The 17,752-nt window shown below is 70.0% G+C and carries 13 protein-coding genes; 5 read left to right on the top strand and 8 right to left on the bottom strand.

What is annotated here, in order from left to right; translation table 11 throughout:
• Positions 1-135: 135 nt before the first annotated feature.
• Positions 136-813, top strand: coding sequence for a thiamine phosphate synthase (locus ABEA30_RS11835; RefSeq protein ID WP_345583074.1), 678 nt, complete (start codon positions 136-138; stop codon positions 811-813).
• Here ABEA30_RS11835 and ABEA30_RS11830 read toward each other — a convergent pair.
• Both ABEA30_RS11830 and ABEA30_RS11825 read right to left on the bottom strand, forming a co-directional pair.
• On the bottom strand, positions 789-3,164 hold the full coding sequence (locus ABEA30_RS11830; protein ID WP_345583072.1) for an HAD-IC family P-type ATPase: 2,376 nt from the start codon (positions 3,162-3,164) through the stop codon (positions 789-791). The genes ABEA30_RS11835 and ABEA30_RS11830 overlap by 25 nt on opposite strands.
• Positions 3,154-4,245, bottom strand: coding sequence for a polyprenyl synthetase family protein (locus tag ABEA30_RS11825; protein ID WP_345583070.1), 1,092 nt, complete (start codon positions 4,243-4,245; stop codon positions 3,154-3,156). Before ABEA30_RS11825 ends, ABEA30_RS11830 begins: the two co-directional genes overlap by 11 nt.
• A gap of 46 nt (positions 4,246-4,291) precedes the next feature.
• Between ABEA30_RS11825 and ABEA30_RS11820 the strand changes: the two genes are divergently transcribed.
• Positions 4,292-5,188 (top strand): methylenetetrahydrofolate reductase, encoded by an 897-nt coding sequence (locus ABEA30_RS11820; protein ID WP_345583068.1) that lies wholly within the window; start codon positions 4,292-4,294, stop codon positions 5,186-5,188.
• Here ABEA30_RS11820 and lacZ read toward each other — a convergent pair.
• From lacZ to ABEA30_RS11800, 4 genes are all read right to left on the bottom strand, one after another.
• Positions 5,185-8,178, bottom strand: a complete 2,994-nt coding sequence (gene lacZ, locus ABEA30_RS11815; RefSeq protein WP_345583066.1) for a beta-galactosidase, LacZ type — start codon at positions 8,176-8,178, stop codon at positions 5,185-5,187. The genes ABEA30_RS11820 and lacZ overlap by 4 nt on opposite strands.
• On the bottom strand, positions 8,175-8,987 hold the full coding sequence (locus tag ABEA30_RS11810; protein ID WP_345583064.1) for a carbohydrate ABC transporter permease: 813 nt from the start codon (positions 8,985-8,987) through the stop codon (positions 8,175-8,177). Before ABEA30_RS11810 ends, lacZ begins: the two co-directional genes overlap by 4 nt.
• Positions 8,980-9,936 (bottom strand): carbohydrate ABC transporter permease, encoded by a 957-nt coding sequence (locus tag ABEA30_RS11805; protein WP_345583062.1) that lies wholly within the window; start codon positions 9,934-9,936, stop codon positions 8,980-8,982. The genes ABEA30_RS11810 and ABEA30_RS11805 overlap by 8 nt, the downstream gene beginning before the upstream one ends.
• A gap of 68 nt (positions 9,937-10,004) precedes the next feature.
• Positions 10,005-11,306, bottom strand: a complete 1,302-nt coding sequence (locus ABEA30_RS11800; RefSeq protein WP_345583060.1) for an ABC transporter substrate-binding protein — start codon at positions 11,304-11,306, stop codon at positions 10,005-10,007.
• A 231-nt stretch (positions 11,307-11,537) separates the two neighbouring features.
• Here ABEA30_RS11800 and ABEA30_RS11795 point away from each other — a divergent pair, with 231 nt between their 5' ends.
• Positions 11,538-12,575 (top strand): LacI family DNA-binding transcriptional regulator, encoded by a 1,038-nt coding sequence (locus ABEA30_RS11795; protein ID WP_345583058.1) that lies wholly within the window; start codon positions 11,538-11,540, stop codon positions 12,573-12,575.
• Between the two features lie 18 nt (positions 12,576-12,593).
• Here the strand turns inward: ABEA30_RS11795 and ABEA30_RS11790 are convergent, their stop codons facing one another.
• Positions 12,594-14,792, bottom strand: a complete 2,199-nt coding sequence (locus ABEA30_RS11790; protein ID WP_345583056.1) for a HelD family protein — start codon at positions 14,790-14,792, stop codon at positions 12,594-12,596.
• 177 nt (positions 14,793-14,969) lie between these two features.
• Between ABEA30_RS11790 and ABEA30_RS11785 the strand changes: the two genes are divergently transcribed.
• Both ABEA30_RS11785 and ABEA30_RS11780 read left to right on the top strand, forming a co-directional pair.
• The gene (locus ABEA30_RS11785) at positions 14,970-15,818 is read left to right on the top strand and encodes a DsbA family protein (protein ID WP_345583054.1); all 849 of its coding nucleotides are present in this window, start codon (positions 14,970-14,972) and stop codon (positions 15,816-15,818) included.
• Complete coding sequence (locus tag ABEA30_RS11780) at positions 15,815-16,618, top strand: cytochrome c biogenesis CcdA family protein (RefSeq protein WP_345583052.1); 804 nt, start codon at positions 15,815-15,817, stop codon at positions 16,616-16,618. The genes ABEA30_RS11785 and ABEA30_RS11780 overlap by 4 nt, the downstream gene beginning before the upstream one ends.
• Here ABEA30_RS11780 and ABEA30_RS11775 read toward each other — a convergent pair.
• The gene (locus tag ABEA30_RS11775) at positions 16,615-17,538 is read right to left on the bottom strand and encodes a hypothetical protein (RefSeq protein ID WP_345583050.1); all 924 of its coding nucleotides are present in this window, start codon (positions 17,536-17,538) and stop codon (positions 16,615-16,617) included. The genes ABEA30_RS11780 and ABEA30_RS11775 overlap by 4 nt on opposite strands.
• Positions 17,539-17,752: the final 214 nt, after the last annotated feature.

Raw genomic sequence — 17,752 nt, 5'->3', positions numbered from 1 at the left:
CACGGTCGGGGAAGAGGCCGTGGGCCCGTTTGCGTCTCTGATTGTAGGCCGCACAGCGGGAGGCTCCCTAACGGCGCGCGGGTCGGGTCGCCGCTTCCGTCCCCGACTGGGCCCGTCACGAAGTAGATTGCGGAAATGACCGCACCGTTGTCCCTCACCACCAGACTCCGCCTCGCGCGCCTCGCCCTGGTCGTGCCGCCCGAGCATTCCGGGCCGGAGGCCGCAGACTTCGCCGCGCACGGCGCCGACATCCTGGTCCTCGCCAAGGGGGAGCGTTCCGTCGAGGAGGCGGCCGAGGGCCTGCGCGTGGCACGCAACCGCCTGTTCGGGCTCCAGACGGTGGTCGCTGCCGACTCGTTGGACGTCGCAGAAGCCAGCGGCGCCGACATGGTGTTCCTCAAGCGCCCCGGCTGGCGGCCGTTCGGCGTCAGGAGGCCGCACGAGTTCGCGCTGCTCGGCAGGCCCATCGACGGGGCCGACGAGGCCGACAAGATCGACGGCGACCCGTGGAACTTCGCGTTCGTGGGGCCGGCCGTCACCGACGGGCGGGTCGCGGAGGTCATCGGCGAGATGGCCGCGCAGTACCCGCCGACGGCGCTTCCCGCCGGGCCGGTCTGGTTCGCCGCCGGCGGGATCTCGTCGTCGAACATCGACGCCGTGCTCGCCGCCGGTGCCCGCCGGGCGGTGGTGTCGACGGCGGTGTTCGCGGCCGAAGACCCGTTCCGCGAGTCGCAGGCCATCGCCAGCGCGCTGAGGTCGGGATGGGACGCGGACCCGGGGGCCGCCGCCTATGGGGCCGCGGCCTTCGGCTGAGCCCAGACGTCTGTTCGTTCGCCCCGGACGATCCTGGTGACCCACCACGTGGCCTCCACGAGCCCCATGCCGATCACCCCCGCGACGACGCCGAACACGATCTCGGTGGTGTGGGTGACGTCCAGGCCCAGCGCGTGGCGGGGCCACGGCAGGGCGAAGACCAGGAAGTAGAAGCCGTACGCGAAGGCCACCAGGCCCACGCGCCACCAGTAGTACGGCCGCGCGACGACGGCCAGCACCCACGTGGCCGTCAGGATGAGCGCGATCAGCGTGGCCGTCGAGGCCTGTTCCTGGTGGAGGTCGGCCACCTCGCCGAACCCGCGGGTCGTGACGTAGGTGGCGATGGTGACCCCCGCCACGATCAACCCGCAGGGGATCGCCACGGCGAGCGTGCGCCACACGAAGCCGGGCTTGGCGCGTTCCCGGTTGGGTGCGAGGCTCAGCAGGAACGCGGGGATGCCGATGGTGAACCAACCGACCACCGTCATCTGCAGCGGCAGGAACGGGTTCGGCAGGCCCATCAGGCCGATGACCAGCGCGAGCGCGATGGCGTAGACGGTCTTGGTCAGGAACAGCTTGGCGACGCGCTCGACGTTGCCGATCACGCGGCGGCCCTCGGCGACCACGTGGGGGAGCGTGGCGAACCGGTCGTCCAGCAGCACGATCTGTGCCACGGCCCGGGTGGCTGGGGCACCGGAGCCCATGGCCACGCCCAGGTCGGCGTCCTTGAGGGCCAGCACGTCGTTGACGCCGTCACCCGTCATGGCCACGGCGTGGCCCCGGTGCTGCAGTGCGCCCACCATCTGCCGCTTCTGCTCGGGCGTCACCCGGCCGAACACGCCGACGGCCTCGACGGTGTCGTCGAACTTGTCGCCGGGCGACGGCAGCGTGCGGGCGTCAATCACCTCGCCGAGGTCGACCCCCAGCGATCGGGTCACGGCCCCGACGGACGCGGCGTTGTCCCCGGAGATGACCTTGAGGGCGACGCCCTGTTCGTCGAAGTACGCCAAGGTCTCGGCCGCATCGGGGCGCATGAGCTGGTCGAGGACCAGCAGCGCGGTGGGCTCCAACGGGCCGGGCGCGTCCGGGGCGTCGACGGGCTGCCCGGCCCTGGCGAGGAGCAGGACGCGCCTGCCGCCGGCGCCGATCTCCTCGGCGCGGCGGCCCACCTCGGTGTGGCCGAGCAGCACGTCGGGCGCGCCCAGGACCCAGTGGCCGCCGTCGGCGGCGAAGCTGACGCCCGACCATTTCCTGGCGGAGGTGAAGGGGGCTCGGGCCACCACGGGCCACGGCACGTCGGCGGGTTCGACCGCGGCCGCGACGGCCTGCATCGAGGCATTCGGCGCCGGGTCCGCAGCCACCAGTTGTGCCAGCACGCGCCTCGTGTGGCCGGGGTCGTCCGTCAGGTCGACGACCTCGCCCAGCGTCATCGCGTTCTGCGTGAGGGTCCCCGTCTTGTCGGCGCAGACGACGCTGACCCGCGCGAGGCCCTCGATCGCCGGCAGCTCGTTGACCAGGCACTGACGCCTTCCCAGCCGGACGACCCCCAGGGCGAACGCCATGGAGGTGAGCAGCACGAGGCCCTCCGGCACCATGGGCACGAGCACGGCGACCATGCGCAGCACCGATTCCTGCCACGTGGTGTCGGGTTGGTCGAACTGCACGAAGATCGCCAGCGCCCCGACCGGCACCAACAGGTAGCTCACCCAGCGCAGGATGCGGTTGATGCCCTGCCGCAGCTCCGAGGAGACCAGCGTGAACTTGGCGGCCTGGGCCGTCAGCTGCGCGGCGTAGGCGTCGGCTCCGACTTTCTCCGCCACGTACAGCCCGCTGCCCGCAATGACGTGGGCGCCCGAGAGCACCGCGTCGCCGGCCCTCTTGGGCACGGGGTCGGCCTCGCCCGTGAGCAGCGACTCGTCCAGCTCCAGGTAGTCGGCGGCCACCACCGACCCGTCGACGACGATCTGTTCGCCCGGAGCGACGGCGATGAGGTCGCCCAGGACCACCTCGTCGCGCGTGATGCGGGTGCGCACGCCGTCGCGCACGACGACGGGGTGGGCCTCGCCGACCACGGCGAGGTTGTCGAGGGTCCTCTTGGCCCGCAGCTCCTGGACGATGCCGACGACGGAGTTGGCGATGATCAGTAGGCCGAACGCGCCCTGGAGCAGGTTCCCGGTGAGCACGACCAGGCAGAACAGGACGAACAGGATGCCGTTGACGCGTGTGAAGACGTTGGCGCGCACGATGTCCCACGTGCTGCGCCCCGAGCGCGCCGGCAGGGTGTTGACCTGCCCTGCGGCGACGCGTTGCGCGACCTGGGTGGAGGTGAGCCCGGAGAGCTCAGTGGGCACGGTTGACGCTCCGCTCGGCCAGCTGTGCCAGAGCGGTGCGGCCATCGGACGTCATGGGGGCGGAATCCAGCACCGCGATGGCCTGGCGCATGCCGTCGTCGATGATCCGGTCGACGTGTGCGCGGGCACCGGTCGACTCGATGATCTCGGCCGCGCGGTCGACGTCGCCGTCGGTGAGGCCCGGTGCCCCGAGCAGGTCGTCGAGTTCGCGGGCCTCGGCGGGCGAGGCGTTGGTCAGGGCAGTGAGCACGAGGACGGTGCGCTTGCCCTCGTGGATGTCGCCGCCGTAGGGCTTGCCGGTGACCTCGGGGCGGCCGTAGACGCCGAGCACGTCGTCGCGCAGTTGGAAGGCCCGCCCGATCACCGAGCCGAACTCGGCCAGTGCGGCCTGGAGGTCGTCGTCGGCGCCAGCCAGCGCGGCGCCGACCTGGACGGGGCGGCGGATGGAGTAGCGGCCGGACTTGTACTCGAGGATGCGCTGGGCGGCATCGAGCTCGTCGGCGACCGACGACGCCCCGGTGACGCCGTACTGCGCGCTCACGTCGAGGAACTGGCCGGCGGTGACCTCGGCGCGCATGACGCTCAGGAGGGGGCGCGCCTGGTCGAGGCCCGGCGCCCCCGAGCGGTCTGCCAGTTCGATGCTCCACATGAGCAGGAGGTCGCCGAGCAGGATGGCCGACGACGTGCCGAACTCGGCGGCGGACCCGCGGCCGCCCCTGCCGGCGTGCAGCGCCTCGAACTGCTTGTGGGCCGACGGCATGCCGCGGCGGGTGTCGGCGTCGTCGATGAGGTCGTCGTGCACCAGGGCGGAGACGTGCAGCAGGTCGAGGGAGCTGGCGACGTCGAGGAGGGGCTGCGCGTCGGTCGGCTGGCCGGCTGCGGCGACGTAGCCCCAGTAGCAGTAGGCGGGGCGCAGCCGCTTGCCGCCGGCCGTGCCCGCGCGGGCGACGGGGAGCAGGTCCGACGAGCCGATGGTGGCGAGCAGCGTTTCCTGGTCGTCGAGGAACCGAGTGATCGTTTCGCCGATGGCGGACAGCAGCGGGGCGCTCAACGGGGAGGCAGGATCGAATCGCGTGCTCACGTGGGCAGCTTAGTCGAGCTCCGCCGGCGTTCCGTATGGTGGAGCCATGCCATCGACGATCTCACGTCCCCGGACGGTGGGGGAACTCCTCTCCACCGCCCAGGGTCCCCTCTTCTCGTTCGAGTTCTACCCTCCCCGGTCCGAGGAGGAGGAGCCCATCCTGTGGCGCGCCGTCGATGCGCTGGCACCGCTGGAACCCGACTTCGTCTCGGTGACGTACGGCGCCACCGGCTCGCGCCGGGACCGCACCATCCACGCCACCCGCCGCATCGCCACCGACAACGGACCACTGACGGTGGGCCACCTGACGTGCGTCGACCAGTCGAAGGCGGAGATCGCCGAGGCGCTGGCCGCCTACCGCGAGGTGGGCGTCACCAACATCCTGGCCATCCGGGGCGACATGCCCGGCGGGGGCGAGTGGGTCCAGCACGAGGATGGCTTGGCCAATGCCACGGAACTCGTGCGCTTCATCAAGGAGCAGGGCGACTTCTGCGTGGGGGTGGCGGCGTTCGCCAACCCGCACGAGACCACCAACGACGCCGAGCTCGACGACCAGATCCTGCTCGCGAAGGTGCGGGCCGGCGCCGAGTTCGCCATCACGCAGCTGTTCTTCGACGCCCAGCCCTACATCGACATGGTGGCCCGCCTGCGGGCGAAGGGCTGCACCATCCCGATCATCCCCGGCATCATGCCGCTGACCGTCATCACGCAGGTCGAGCGCTTCGCCGGCCTGTCGGGCCGCCCGCTCCCGGATGCGTTCGTGGCGGACCTGCGGGCCGCAGGCTCCAAGGAGGAGGTGCGGCGCATCGGCATGGCGCACTGCCTGGAGTTGTGCCGCACGCTGCTCGACGCGGGTGCGCCCGGCCTGCAGTTCTTCACCCAGAACCGGAGCAAGGCCACCCGCGAGGTCCTCGCCGAGCTGAAGCGCACGGCCGAGGCCTAACGCAGCCCGCGGAAGCTGAAGCGGAACTCCACCTCCTCGCCCTCCGGCAGGCGGTACTCGGGATGCGTCATGGCGCCCCAGGTGTCGTCGCCCCCCACGCCACGTCGCATGAGCGCCGGGCGCAGCACCGTGCGCTGGATGGGCGGCAGGTCGACGGGGTGCAACGCGTTCTCGACCTCGAACGGCGTCCACGGTAGGGCCGAGAACTCCATCGCCCCGTCACACTCGAAGCGCAGGCCCGCGCCCTGGGCGTCGGTGACCGTCGCCCACCGCACGCCGGTGCGACTGCCCGCCTCCTGGGGGCGGATGTACGGCGTCAGCATCTCCTCGACCCTGGCCGAGTAGACGCCGAGGCGTGCCCCGGCCCGGCGGTCGACGTAGCACTCCTCGGGGCCGTCGCCGTACCACGTGAGTTCGCCGTAGTCGGCGTCCATCTCGAGCATGAGGCCGAACTCCGGCATGTCGGGGAGCCCGTCGCCCGGGCGAACGGTGAGGCTGACGTCGACGCGGCCCTCGCCGTCGACCCGGTAGACGACGTCACACTCGCCGGCCGGCTGGCTGGGCAGGGCATAGGTGTAGGCGACCTCGGCGTGGTCGCCGTCCATCCGCACGACCGGATCGCCGGTGGGGCTGGCGTAGCGGGAGGCGAGCAGCCACTGCCCGTCGCGGGCGGGCATTCCCCAGCCGCGTTCATTCGAGGTGGGGGCGTGCCAGAAGTTGGGCTTCGGCACGGCCCGCAGCAGCTCACGGCCGCCGTCGCCGGACGACCCGTAGCGGTACGACACCAGGCCGCCCTGGATCTTGGAGAACAGCGCAGTGAAGCCCGGTCCGCGGACGCCGACGTTGTGGATGCCGTCGATCAACTCGGGGGCGGGTGCAGGGCGACGCCCAGGCAGGGGGCGGTCGAGGACGGCCTGCCCTGAGGCCACCTCGTGGCCAGCCGGTGCCCAGGCCGTGGCCTCCCTGAGGCGGAACGAGACCTCGATGCTGCGGTGGCCCAGCTCCGCCCCGAACGGCAGTTCGAACGTGCCGGTCTCGCCGGGGGCCACGTCGGTGGCGACGGTGGCCTCGGCCAGGACGACACCTTCGTCCTCTGCCGTCACCACGCACTCGAACTCGCCGGTGCCGGTGAACAGGAAGCGGTTCTCGACCTCGAACGAGTCGGCTCGCACGTCGATCCTGAGCAGTTGGTACACCGCGCGGACCTCCTGCACCAACGGCTTGGGGCTGTGGTCGGCGAATAGGATCCCGTTGCCGCTGAAGTCGCCGTCGTGCGGGGCCTCCTGACTGTCGCCTCCGTAGCCGAAGAACGGCCTGCCGTGCCGGTCCCGCATGGCGATCGCCTGGTCGGCGAAGTCCCAGATGAACCCGCCCTGGAAGAGCGGCTCCCGGTAGGCGAGGTCCACGTAGCGGTCCACGGCGCCGAAGGAGTTGCCCATGGCGTGGGCGTATTCGCACAGGATGAAGGGCTTGTCTCGGTGCGTGCGCAGCCATTCCTCCACGTCGGCCGCGAAGGTGTACATGTGGCTGACCACGTCGGTGGTCTCCGGGTGGCGGGGGTCGAAGTGGATGCCCTCGTACTGGACGGGTCGCGTGTCGCGCGAGCGGAACCACGCGGCGACGTCGCGCAGGTTGGTGCCGCCGTAGGACTCGTTGCCGCACGACCACATGACGATGCTCGGGTGGTTCTTGTCGCGCTCCAGCATGCCTGCCGCGCGGGCGAGCAGCGTGTCGCGCCACTGGGGCAGGTCGCCCGGCACGGCGTCCGCCTCGGACACCCGGCCCCGGCGCACCGCGTCCCACATCCCGTGGGACTCGAGGTTCATCTCGTCGATGACGTAGAGGCCGTACTCGTCGCACAGGTCGTAGAACCAGGTGTTGTTGGGGTAGTGGCTGGTGCGCACCGCGTTGATGTTGGCGGCCTTCATCAGTTGGATGTCGGCCTCGGTCTGCTCGAACGTCATCACGCGGCCCCGGAGCCCGAACTCGTGCCGGTTGACGCCGTTGAACACGACGCGGCTGCCGTTGATCCGCAGCACACCGTCCTCGATGCCGAAGCGGCGGATGCCCACCCGCTGGTCGATGACCTCGGTGAGCGCGCCGTCGGCCGACAGCACCTCGATGTCCAGGTCGTAGAGGTGCGGGTGCTCGGCGGACCACAGGCGCGGGGAGTCCACGGTCACGGCGAGGACGCCGTCGCTGCCCCGGGTGAGGTCGCCGACGCCGTGGAGGTGGGCGCGGACCTCGCCGTCCCCCTCCAAACGGACGGCCAGCCGCACGACGGCGGAGGCGAGGTCGTCCGAGACGTCGGTGGTGAGCTGGAGGTCCTCCGCGTGCACCCGGGGCCGGCGCACGAGCACGACGTCGCGGAAGAGGCCGGAGAACCGGAAGAAGTCCTGGTCCTCGATCCACGACTGCCCGGTCCACTTGTACACCTGGGCCGCGAGCTTGTTCTCGCCCTCGACCAGGTGTTCGGTGAGGTCGAACTCCGACGGGGTGAACGCGTCTGTGCCGAAGCCGACGTAGTGGCCGTTGAGCCAGACCGCGACGGCGGACTCGGCGCCGTCGAACCGCACCGCCAGCCGCTCCCCGTCGAGGAGGGGCCGGTCCAGTGAGAAGTGCCGCACGTAGCTGCCGACCGGGTTGAAGCGGGTCGGCATCTCCCCGGGCCAGATGTCCTCGGACCCGTCCCACGGGTACTGCGTGTTGACGTACTGGGGCCTGTCGTAGCCCTGGAGTTGGAGGTGGGCGGGGACGGGGATGTCGTCCCAGTCGTCGGTGGGGTAGTCGGGTGCCTCGAAGCCCTGCGGGGCTGCCGCGGGGTTCTTGGCGTAGTGGAACTTCCACGTCCCGTTGAGGTCCTGCTCGAAGCTGCTGGTGCCGCCGTCGGCTTCCGTGCGGCTGGCGAACCAGCGGTGGCTCGAATGGGGCGCGAGCCGGTGCTCCGCGACGAAGCTGGGATCGGCGAGACGGGTGGGGTCGAAGGTCACTTGATGGCTCCTGTGATTCCCTGGGCGAAGGCCCGCTGGAGGACGAGGAAGATCACCATCGTGGGAAGCGAGGCGATCAGCACTGCGAGCATGAGCACGCCGTAGTCGGTGACGTAGCCGGCTCGGAGGTTGGAGATGAGCATCGGGATCGTCTGGTACTTGTTGTTGACCAGGATCACCCGGGGCCAGAGGAAGTTGTTCCACGACATCATGAACGTGATGACCGCGGCCGCGGCCAGCGTCGAGCGCATGGTCGGCAGGAAGATCCGGAAGAAGATGTTGAGCTCGCCCAGGCCGTCGAGGCGGGCGGCCTCGACGATCTCGTGCGGGAACGACCGTGCGGCCTGGCGGAAGAGCAGCACCAGCAACGGAGTGGCGATGAACGGCAGGATCACCGCGATCGACGAGTTCACGAGGCCGAAGTCGGCGAACATCCTGAACAGCGGGATCATGGTGGCGGCGAACGGGATCATCATGGCCAGCAGCAGGAGCGCCATCACGCGGTCCTTGCCCTTGGAGTGGAACACCTCGAAGCCGTAGCCGGCGATCGAGCAGATGACCAGCGCGAGCACGGTGGTGCCCACCGCGATGACGGCCGAGTGCCACAGCGCGGCGCCCACGTCGTGTTGCGTCAGCAGCTTGTCGAGGTTGGCCATGAACTCGCCGCCGGGCACCAGGCGTGCGCCGAGGACGTCGCGACTGGCGTTGGTGGCCGAGACCGCCATGAAGTAGAGCGGGAAGACCGACAGGAACGCCGACACCGCGAGGAACAGGTAGGAGGGCAGCCTCCTCAGCTGGGACCTAGTCACGCTTGTCACCCACCTTCATCTGCACCGCGGCCAGCACGGCGACCAGCACGAGGATCACGTAGGACAGGGCGGCGCCGTAGCCGAAGTTGGGGTTCTTGAGGAACGACAGTTCGAACAGGTAGTGCGACATGGTCATCGAGGTGTAGGCCGGGCCGCCCTGGGTGAGGTTCCAGGATTCGTCGAAGAGCTGGATGGTGCCGTTGGTGGACATGATGGCGGTGAGCAGGATCATCGGCTTGAGCTGGGGGACCGTCACGTACCAGAACGTCCTGATGGGGCCGGCGCCGTCGATCTTTGCCGCCTCGATCGACGAGTGGTCGATGTTCTGGAGGGCCGCGAGGTAGAAGACCATGTTGTAGCCGGTCCAGCGCCACACGAGGCCCAGGATGATCACGAACCTGGCCGTGCCGGTCTCACCGAGCCAGTTGATCGGGGCCCCGATGAGGTGCCAGTCCATGAGGATGTTGTTGATCATGCCGTCGGTGGCGAACATGGTCCGGAACACCAGCGAGTAGCTGACGAGGGAGACGGCGCAGGGCAGGAAGATCGCGGTGCGCCAGAGGCCCTTGAATCGGAGGTTGGGATCGTTGAGGATGTTGGCGAGGATCAGCGCCAGGACCAGCATGATCGGGACCTGGATCACCAGGTAGATGAGGGTGTTGGTCACCGTCATCTTGAAGATCTCGTCGCCCAGCAGGCGTTGGTAGTTGTAGTAGAGCGGCTCTGCGTAGTCGAGGCGGCTGCCGCGGCCGGTCTGCAGGGACAGGAGGAACGCCCGGAACATCGGGTAGAAGTTCATCCAGAGGATCAGCAGCGCGGCCGGGATGAGGAAGAGCCACCCGGTGAGGTTGCGGCGCTGCTCGAGCCCGAACCCCCGACGGCGGTCGGCGGGTTCTGGTACAGCCGTGGCGACAGGCTTCCTGACCGCCACCAGTGTTCGTTGATTCATGGTTCAGTTCCCCTTCCGGCGGGGTGGGGCCGGGACGCCCCGGCCCCACCCCGCCGCGTCGACTCGGATCAGTTCATTGCGAACTCGACGTTGGCCTGGGCCTCCTCGAGCGCTGTTGCGGGATCCGTGCCGCTGAGGATCTTCGTGACGGCGGCGCTGACGGCGTCGCGGCCCTCGTAGTAGTAGGCGCCGGTGTTGTTCGTGGGCACCTCCTTGGAGAACTCCACCACCTTGGAGAACACGGGCTCACCGCCGAAGAACTCCAGCGGCTCGGCGTAGACGTCGGAGTCGCCGGCGGGCAGCCAGTTGGCCAGCGCGCCCGACGAGGGGAGGATCGTGTCGTAGAGCTCGGTGGAGCCGGCGAAGGTCTTCGCGAGGAAGTCCGCTGCCAACTCCTTGTCGGCGGTGGAGCTGATCGCCCACGACGAGCCGCCGTTGGCCGAGTAGTTCGTGGCGCCGTCCACGTCGTCGAGGCTGGGCAGGTTGGTCACGCCCCACTTGCCGGACTGGTCCTCCGCGGTCTGGATGGAGCCCATGATCCACACGCCCTGCGCCACGCCGGCGACGGAGCCGTTGACGAAGGTGCTGATGAACTCGTCCCACGAGTTGACCTCGACGTAGACGCCCTTCTCCACGAGCTGCTTGTAGGTGTCGATGGACTTGAGCAGCGCGTCGTTGCCAGCGATCGTGGGGTTGCCCTCCTCGTCGAACAGGCTGGCCCCTGCGGACTGGAGCATCATCATGATGGTGTCGACCTGGCCGGCCATGCCGGACTGCAGCGGCTTGCCGGTCTTGGCGAGGACGTCCTCGCCCTTGGTCATGAACTCGCTCCACGTGATGTCGGTGAAGTCGTCGACGGTGTAGCCGGCCTCCTCGAGCACGTCGGTGCGCAGCGCCATGATCGCGGTGCCGTTGTCGAATGGGACGCCGTAGTTCTCGCCGTCGACGGTCGAGTACGCCACGACGCCCTCGGGGAACTGGCTGAAGTCGATCCCTGCGTCGGTCAGCGGGGCGACCAGGTCGGGGTAGTTGATCACGTTCTTCTGGAACGCGTTGTTCTGCATCAGGAAGATGTCCGGGAGCTCCTCGAACTCCTGCGACTGCGCGAGCGTCGTGAGCTTGGCCTGCAGGTCGTCCCAGGGGGTCTCGATGACCTCGATCTCGACGTCGGGGTTGTCCTTCTGGTAGATCTTCGCGGCTTCCTCCATCGCGTAGATGTTGAACGCCGGGTCCCACGCCCAGACCGTGAGCTTGCCGTCGCCGGCGCCATCGCTTCCGGCGTTCTGGGGGTCACCGCCGCCCCCGCAGGCGGCGACGGTGAGCAGGGGCAGTGCAAGTGCTGCGGCGGCAAGCTTCTTCCACGTGGTCATGTGTGTTCCTTCGGTTGTGGATGGACCGATTCACGGGTCGGCTTTGTCCCGTTGGGCGACCCACAGCTGTGAGGGACACCCGAATGTTTACGTAAACGTAGCAGGACGCCCTGGTCGTGTCACCGCTGTGTTCATAACGCTTTGGTAACGGTTGGGCGCGCTTGCCGCGTCCGTCAGCGAGTCCGAGCGAAACGCTGGGGTTACGTGAACATTGGGTGTACGGTCAGGGCCATGCGTACTCCTCAGGCTCGCGGCCGGCGCAAGACGGGCCCGTCGATCAGGGACGTGGCGAAACTGGCCGGCGTCTCGGCACAGACCGTGTCCAGGGTCTCGACCGGAGTGGACCCGGTGCGCCCGGAGACCCGCGACAAGGTGCTCGAGGCCATGCGGCAGGTGGGGTACAGCCCCAACCACGCCGCGCGAGCCCTGCGCCTGGGGAAGTTCGGCGCCATCGGACTGATGGCGCATCGCTACGCCCGTACCGGTGAGGCGCTGATCGCGGCCTCCGTCATCGACGCGGCAGAGGCTCATGGCTACTCCGTCAACCTCATCTCGATCCAGACCCCGGACAAGGACCATTGGGAGACCGCGGCGCACCGCATCTCGCATCAGGCCATCGACGGGCTCGTGATCATCCGCGCCGAGATGGCGACCCCGGACACCCTCACGCTGCCGGCCGGGCTGCCCGTGGTGGTCTCCGATTCGAGGCTGATCGGGCACTACCCGGCCGTCACCGCCGACCAGACGGGCGGCAGCCGCATGGCGGTCGAACACTTGTTGTCGCTGGGCCACCGCACCGTGCACCATCTCGCGGGGCCGCTGGACTCCGAGCCCGCGCTCATCCGCAGCGCGGGGTGGAGTCGCACGCTCGAACTGGCGGGTTGTGAGGTGCCGGAACCCTGGATCGGGGACTGGACCCCGGGGTGCGGGTACGCGTTCGGCGTCAGGGCGGCGGCAGACCCCTCCGTGACGGCCGTCTACGCCGCCAACGACGAGATGGCGATCGGCTTCATGCGCGGGCTGCACGAGAACGGGCGCCGGGTCCCCGAGGACGTGTCGGTCGTCGGCTTCGACGGGTTGGACCTGGGCGCCTACGTGTACCCGCCGCTCACCACGATCAAGCACCCCTTCGCCACGATCGGGAGCATGCTCGTCGACACGATGCTCGAGCAGATCCGCAAGCGGGGGACCGGCTTCGTGGCCCCGCCCCGCACCGTGGTGCCCGTGGACCTGGTCGTCCGCGAATCAACCGCCGGCCCTCCCGGGTGACGGGGGCCGGGCCGGCGGCTACTTCAGCAGTTCCCTCCACTGCGACGTGTCGACGTCGAGCGTGATCATCTTCTGCGTTGCGCGGGTCAGGGCCACGTAGAGCACGCGCACCCCGCCGGGTGCCTGCTCGATGATCTCGTCGGGCGAGACCACCAGTACGCCGTCGTACTCCAGGCCCTTGGCCTGCAGCGCCGTGACGACGATGATGCGGTCCTCGAACGCCGCCAGCCGCTCGTCCTGGAAGACGTACAGCTGCACGTCGCGCAGCCGTGATGGCGGCACGATGACGCCGATGGTGCCGTTGACCCTCGCTGCGATCGTCAGCAGGTGCTCGCGGAGGGCCCCGTGCAGGCCGTCGGTGGTCGTCGCCTCGACGCGGGGTTCGATCCCGGTGGAGCGCACGGCCTTCGGCAGGTCAGCGCCGGGATAGACCTTGGTGATGACCTTGGCCGCGAACTCGAAGACCTCGCTCGGGGACCGGTAGTTCGTGGACAGGGTGAACGTGCGGTGGGGTGCGCGGCCGATGACCTCGTTGAGGGCCCGTGTGGTCTCCTCCTGGTTGGGATAGGAGCTCTGCGCGGGGTCGCCGACGATCGTCCACGACGACTGCGGGCCGCGCCTGCGCAGCATCCGCCACTGCATGGGCGTCACGTCCTGGCCCTCGTCGACGAGGATGTGCGCATAGGTGGCGTGCGGGTCCTCGTCGGGGTCCGTGTGCTTCTCGTGGCGCAGGAGGTCTGCCGTCGTCAGCACCTCGGCGACGTCGCCGCCCTCGAGGAACACGTCCAATTCCTGGTCCTTCTCCTCCGGTGGCATGCCGAGGATGTGGATGAGCTCGTCGAGCAGGGCGATGTCGGCCACGGACCAGCCGCGGACGATCTCGTCACCCTCGTCGACCCCCTGCAGCCATTCGTAGGAGGACACCAGCGCCGCCCGCTGCTCCGCGCTGAGTTCCGGGGCGACCCGGTCCACGACGGCGGGGTCCGCCAGCCGTGCGAGCACGCGGGTGGCGCTCAGCGAGGGCCACCAACGGGGGAGGAACGCCAGCAGGCTCGGGTGCTCGCGCACCTGTTCCTCCAGTTCGTGCTGCTCGATCTCCACGTCGGCCGGGAACTTGCGGATGAGCGCGTTGGCCACGAGGTCCGTGGCCATCCGGCGGCCCCTGTTGAGCCTGACCGACGACAGGACCTGCTCGCGGATGCGCGCAAGCTCCTTCGCGCCCAGCCCCAGCACCTCGCCCTTGACCGTGACGCGCACGGAGTCCACGTCGTGGCCGGGCAGCGGCGTGCGCACCAGGTTCTTCAGCACCTTCTGCATCGCCAGCGAGCCCTTGATGGTCGCGGCGGCGGCCTTGTCGACGCGCTCGGTGCCGATGCCCAGGACGTCGGAGGCCACCGAGCCGATGGCCTTCAGCGTCACCGAGTCCTCGCCCAGGCTGGGCAGCACGCGTTCGATGTAGTTCATGAACACGCCGGACGGGCCGACGACGAGCACGCCGCCCTTCTCGAGCCTGGCCCGGTTCGTGTAGAGGAGGTAGGCGGCGCGGTGCAGGGCCACGACCGTCTTGCCGGTACCGGGGCCGCCGGCGATCACGGTCACCCCCTGGTACGGGGCGCGGATCGCCTCGTCCTGCTCCGCCTGGATGGTCGCCACGATGTCTCGCATCGTGCGGCCGCGCGCCCGGGTGAGCGACGCCATCAGGGCGCCCTCTCCGAAGATCGGCAGGTCGGTCTCCACGGACGAGTCCAGCAGGTCGTCCTCGAGGCCGACGACCTTGTCGTCGCGGCACCGCAGCACCCTGCGCCGGATCACCCCCATCGGCGCAGCCGGCGTCGCCCGGTAGAACGGCTCGGCCGCGGGGGCGCGCCAGTCGATGACCAGCGGCTCGTAGTCGTCGTCGCGCACGCCGATGCGGCCGATGTAGCGGATCTCCTCCGTGGTCAGGTCGATGCGGCCGAAGACCAGCCCCTCGTGCTCCGCGTCGAGGATGGCCAGGCGCTTGGCTGCCTGGTAGGCGAACGCGTCACGCTCGAACAGCGCGGTGCCGTCCTCCTCCCTGAGGAAGTCGGTGCGGTCGGAGACGAAGATCTCGCGGCCCTGCTGGGCCAGGTTCTTGGCGCTCGCCGTCGCGGTGGACAGATTGTCGTAGACCCGGTTGACGTGAACCTGCTCCATGGCGATCTCGCGTTCCAGGTCAGCGCGCGATGTGCTGGTCAAATCAGACCTTCCTCCGTGAAAGACAGACAATCAACCCTACTACTGGCCGGTGAACGGAGGATGCGTGGTGTCCGGACAGCGACCCGGGGCCCGGTCGACCCCGGATTGGTCGGCCCCGGCGGTATGGGGCAGAGTGGTGCCAGCACAGCCATACGACCCTCAGCGATACGAGTGAAGATGAACAGCAGCCCCCAGACCGAACGCCGCACCATGACGAAGGACAAGTGGGTGGTGCTGGTGGTGTTCCTGGTGCTGGTGGTCGCGCTGATCGCGTTCTCCCAGACCCGACCGCTGGAGCAGGGCGCCATCCCCGCGCCGCCTGCCGCCTCGCAGTCGCAGGGCGAGGCGGCCGCCACGGACCAGCCGGTTGCAGAACCTTCCGCCGACGCGGCGCCCGCCACGGACCCCGCCGCCGCGCCGCCGCCGGAGGAGGGCACCGACGCCGGCGCCGACCAGGCGGATTACGAGCGCTGGGTGCTCGAGGAGTTCCCGCGTCGCATGGAGGGTGACCCGATGGCGATGGGCGCGCTCGACGCCCCCGTCGTGATGACGGAGTGGGCCGACTACCGCTGCCCCTACTGCTCCGTCTTCGCGGAGGAGACGCTCCCGCTGCTGCAGAAGTACGTCGACGACGGCACGCTGCGCATCGAGTTCCGTGACCTGGCACTGTTCGGCGACGAGTCGATCAAGGCCGCCACCGCCGCCCGGGCCGCAGGGCTGCAGGGCAAGTACTTCGAGTTCCAGCACGCGATCTTCTCGGCGCTGCCCAACGAGGGCCACCCGGACATCCCCGATGAGCTCGTGATGGGCATCGTCGCCGACCTCCGGCTGGACCCGGCCCAGTTCCAGGAGGACTGGGCGCAGCCTGCGCTGCGCCAGGCGGTGTTGGCCGATTCTCAGGAGGCGCAGGGCATGGGGATCACGGGGACGCCCGCGTTCGTCGTCGGCACCCAGTTCTTCACCGGCGCACAGCCCATCAGCGAGTTCGAGCGCATCATCGAGGCGGAAGCCACCAAGCTCGGATGACGATCGGCTACGCCGGGGCGTTCCTGGGCGGGGTCGCGGCGATCCTCAGCCCGTGCGCCGCGCTGGTGCTGCCCGCGTTCTTCGCCTACGCGTTCGGCCAGCAGCGCGCCCGGCTGGTCGCCCGTACCGCGTTGTTCTACATGGGGCTCCTGCTCACCCTCGTGCCGCTGGGCCTGGCCGCTGGGGCGCTCGGCGGGCTGCTGACCAGGCACCGCGACACCCTCGCGCTGGCGGGCGGCATCGTGCTGATCGCGTTCGGCGTCATCGTGGCGCTCGGCATCCGGTTGCCCGTCCCCGGGCTCGCCCAGCGCGGCGACCCGAGCGGCCCGGTCGGGGCGGTGCTGCTCGGCATGACCTACGGCCTGGCCGGCGCCTGCACGGGCCCGCTGCTGGGCGCGGTGCTGACCGTCGCAGCCGTGGGCGGCAACGCCGTGCGGGGTGGCCTGCTGCTGGCGCTCTTCGGGGCCGGCATGGTGGTGCCGTTGGTGGTCCTGTCGCTGCTGTGGAACCGGCTCCGGCTGGGGGAGCGGCTGCGGCCCCGTCCACTGGCGGTCGGCCCGTTCACCACCTCGGTGGTGGGGCTCGTCTCCGGACTGCTGTTCGTCGGCGTCGGCGTGCTGTTCGTCACCACCGACGCCACCACCGGCATCGGCGGCATCCTGGACGCCACGCAGCAGTTCCGCCTCGAGTCGTGGCTGCGCGAGGTGGGCCTCGGCGTGCCCGACCTCGCCGTCGTCCTCGTGGTCGTCGCCCTCGGCGCGCTGCTGCTGTGGCGGTGGCTGCGTCGCCCTGACGCCTAACGAGGGCGCGGCAGGCGGGGCAGCGCGAACTCCTTGTTGGTGGGGCGCGGGTCCTCGCCGGTGAGCCGTTCGTGCAGCGCGTACACGGCCAGGGCGGCGCTGGCCAGTTGCCCCCAGGGCGCCGGGCCGGCAGGCGACGTGGCGGATGCCCGCAGCTGGCCGCCGTCGTCGATCGGCGTGCCGAGCACGGGCCGTGCCCACCATCGGGCCCGCACGGCGTGGGGTCGGCAGTCGACGTGGGCCGGGCCGGCGTGCGATTCCACGGTCCGTACCCCGCGTTCGGCCAGCCGCTGCGCCAGGAGGTCGACGAGCCGCTGCGTGGGCTGGGGCGCGCCCGTATCGTCGGTGAGCTGCCAGCGCCCGAACATCCGCTCGAGCAGGAGCGGGAGGGCGGCCGTGCCCGGGCGGTCCGGGCCCACTGCCAGCACCACCTCCGACAGCGGCGTCTGCAGCCTGCCGGCGACGTCCGCCACCGTCCGGTCGAGCCACAGCGAGGCGCGCTGCCGCTTCGTGCGGACCGGTTCGGTGCCCTCCAGTGCATGGCGGCGGAAGGCCTCCCAGACGGGCAGCAGGTCGTCGAGCAGGTCGCGCCAGCGCACCGCCTCGGCCTGCCCGAAGGCGGCTGACAAGGCGTGGTACTGGGCGCCGCGCTCGGCCGGGAGGTCCAGCACCGTGCCGTCACCGAGTGCGTGACGGGTGGGCGGGGCCTCTGTCAGGGCCAGCCCGGCGGCGTTGAGGGCGGTGACGAGGTGCGCGCCCGACTTCTTGAACAGGTCTCGCCAGGTGGCAGGCAGGACGATGACGTCCGGCAGCGGTGCGGCGGTGTGCCCGGCGGCGTCGAGGGTCACGGCGTGCCCCAGCCGGGCCAGCCGCGCGGCGGTGGCCATGCCGGCCAGCGTGGCGCCTCGGACGATGAGCATGGGACCCATCGTAGGGCGTCACCCCACCCCTTTTCTTTTGTCGGACGGTCGATCTATGATGAATATCACCGTACGCCTGTTCGATTAGTTCGGGGAAGCTCTGGTCGGCATCAGGCGTGGGGTGATGGGCCGCCCCGGCCCGGCGTGGATTCGACCCCCACTCCGGGCCGGGGCTCCCGGGTCGAGAAACACAGTTCGTTCCATTGAGTGTTCC

The organism is Tessaracoccus lubricantis (genome assembly GCF_039544535.1).
Lineage (GTDB): Bacteria > Actinomycetota > Actinomycetes > Propionibacteriales > Propionibacteriaceae > Arachnia > Arachnia lubricantis.
This window is presented reverse-complemented; position numbering and strand designations above follow the sequence as displayed.

Coding starts and splice junctions, on each gene's coding strand:
- ABEA30_RS11835 (WP_345583074.1), top strand. CDS start 136: ATGACCGCACCGTTGTCCCTCACCACCAGACTCCGCCTCGCGCGCCTC.
- ABEA30_RS11820 (WP_345583068.1), top strand. CDS start 4,292: ATGCCATCGACGATCTCACGTCCCCGGACGGTGGGGGAACTCCTCTCC.
- ABEA30_RS11805 (WP_345583062.1), bottom strand. CDS start 9,936: ATGAATCAACGAACACTGGTGGCGGTCAGGAAGCCTGTCGCCACGGCT.
- ABEA30_RS11800 (WP_345583060.1), bottom strand. CDS start 11,306: ATGACCACGTGGAAGAAGCTTGCCGCCGCAGCACTTGCACTGCCCCTG.
- ABEA30_RS11795 (WP_345583058.1), top strand. CDS start 11,538: ATGCGTACTCCTCAGGCTCGCGGCCGGCGCAAGACGGGCCCGTCGATC.
- ABEA30_RS11785 (WP_345583054.1), top strand. CDS start 14,970: ATGAACAGCAGCCCCCAGACCGAACGCCGCACCATGACGAAGGACAAG.
- ABEA30_RS11780 (WP_345583052.1), top strand. CDS start 15,815: ATGACGATCGGCTACGCCGGGGCGTTCCTGGGCGGGGTCGCGGCGATC.
- ABEA30_RS11775 (WP_345583050.1), bottom strand. CDS start 17,538: ATGCTCATCGTCCGAGGCGCCACGCTGGCCGGCATGGCCACCGCCGCG.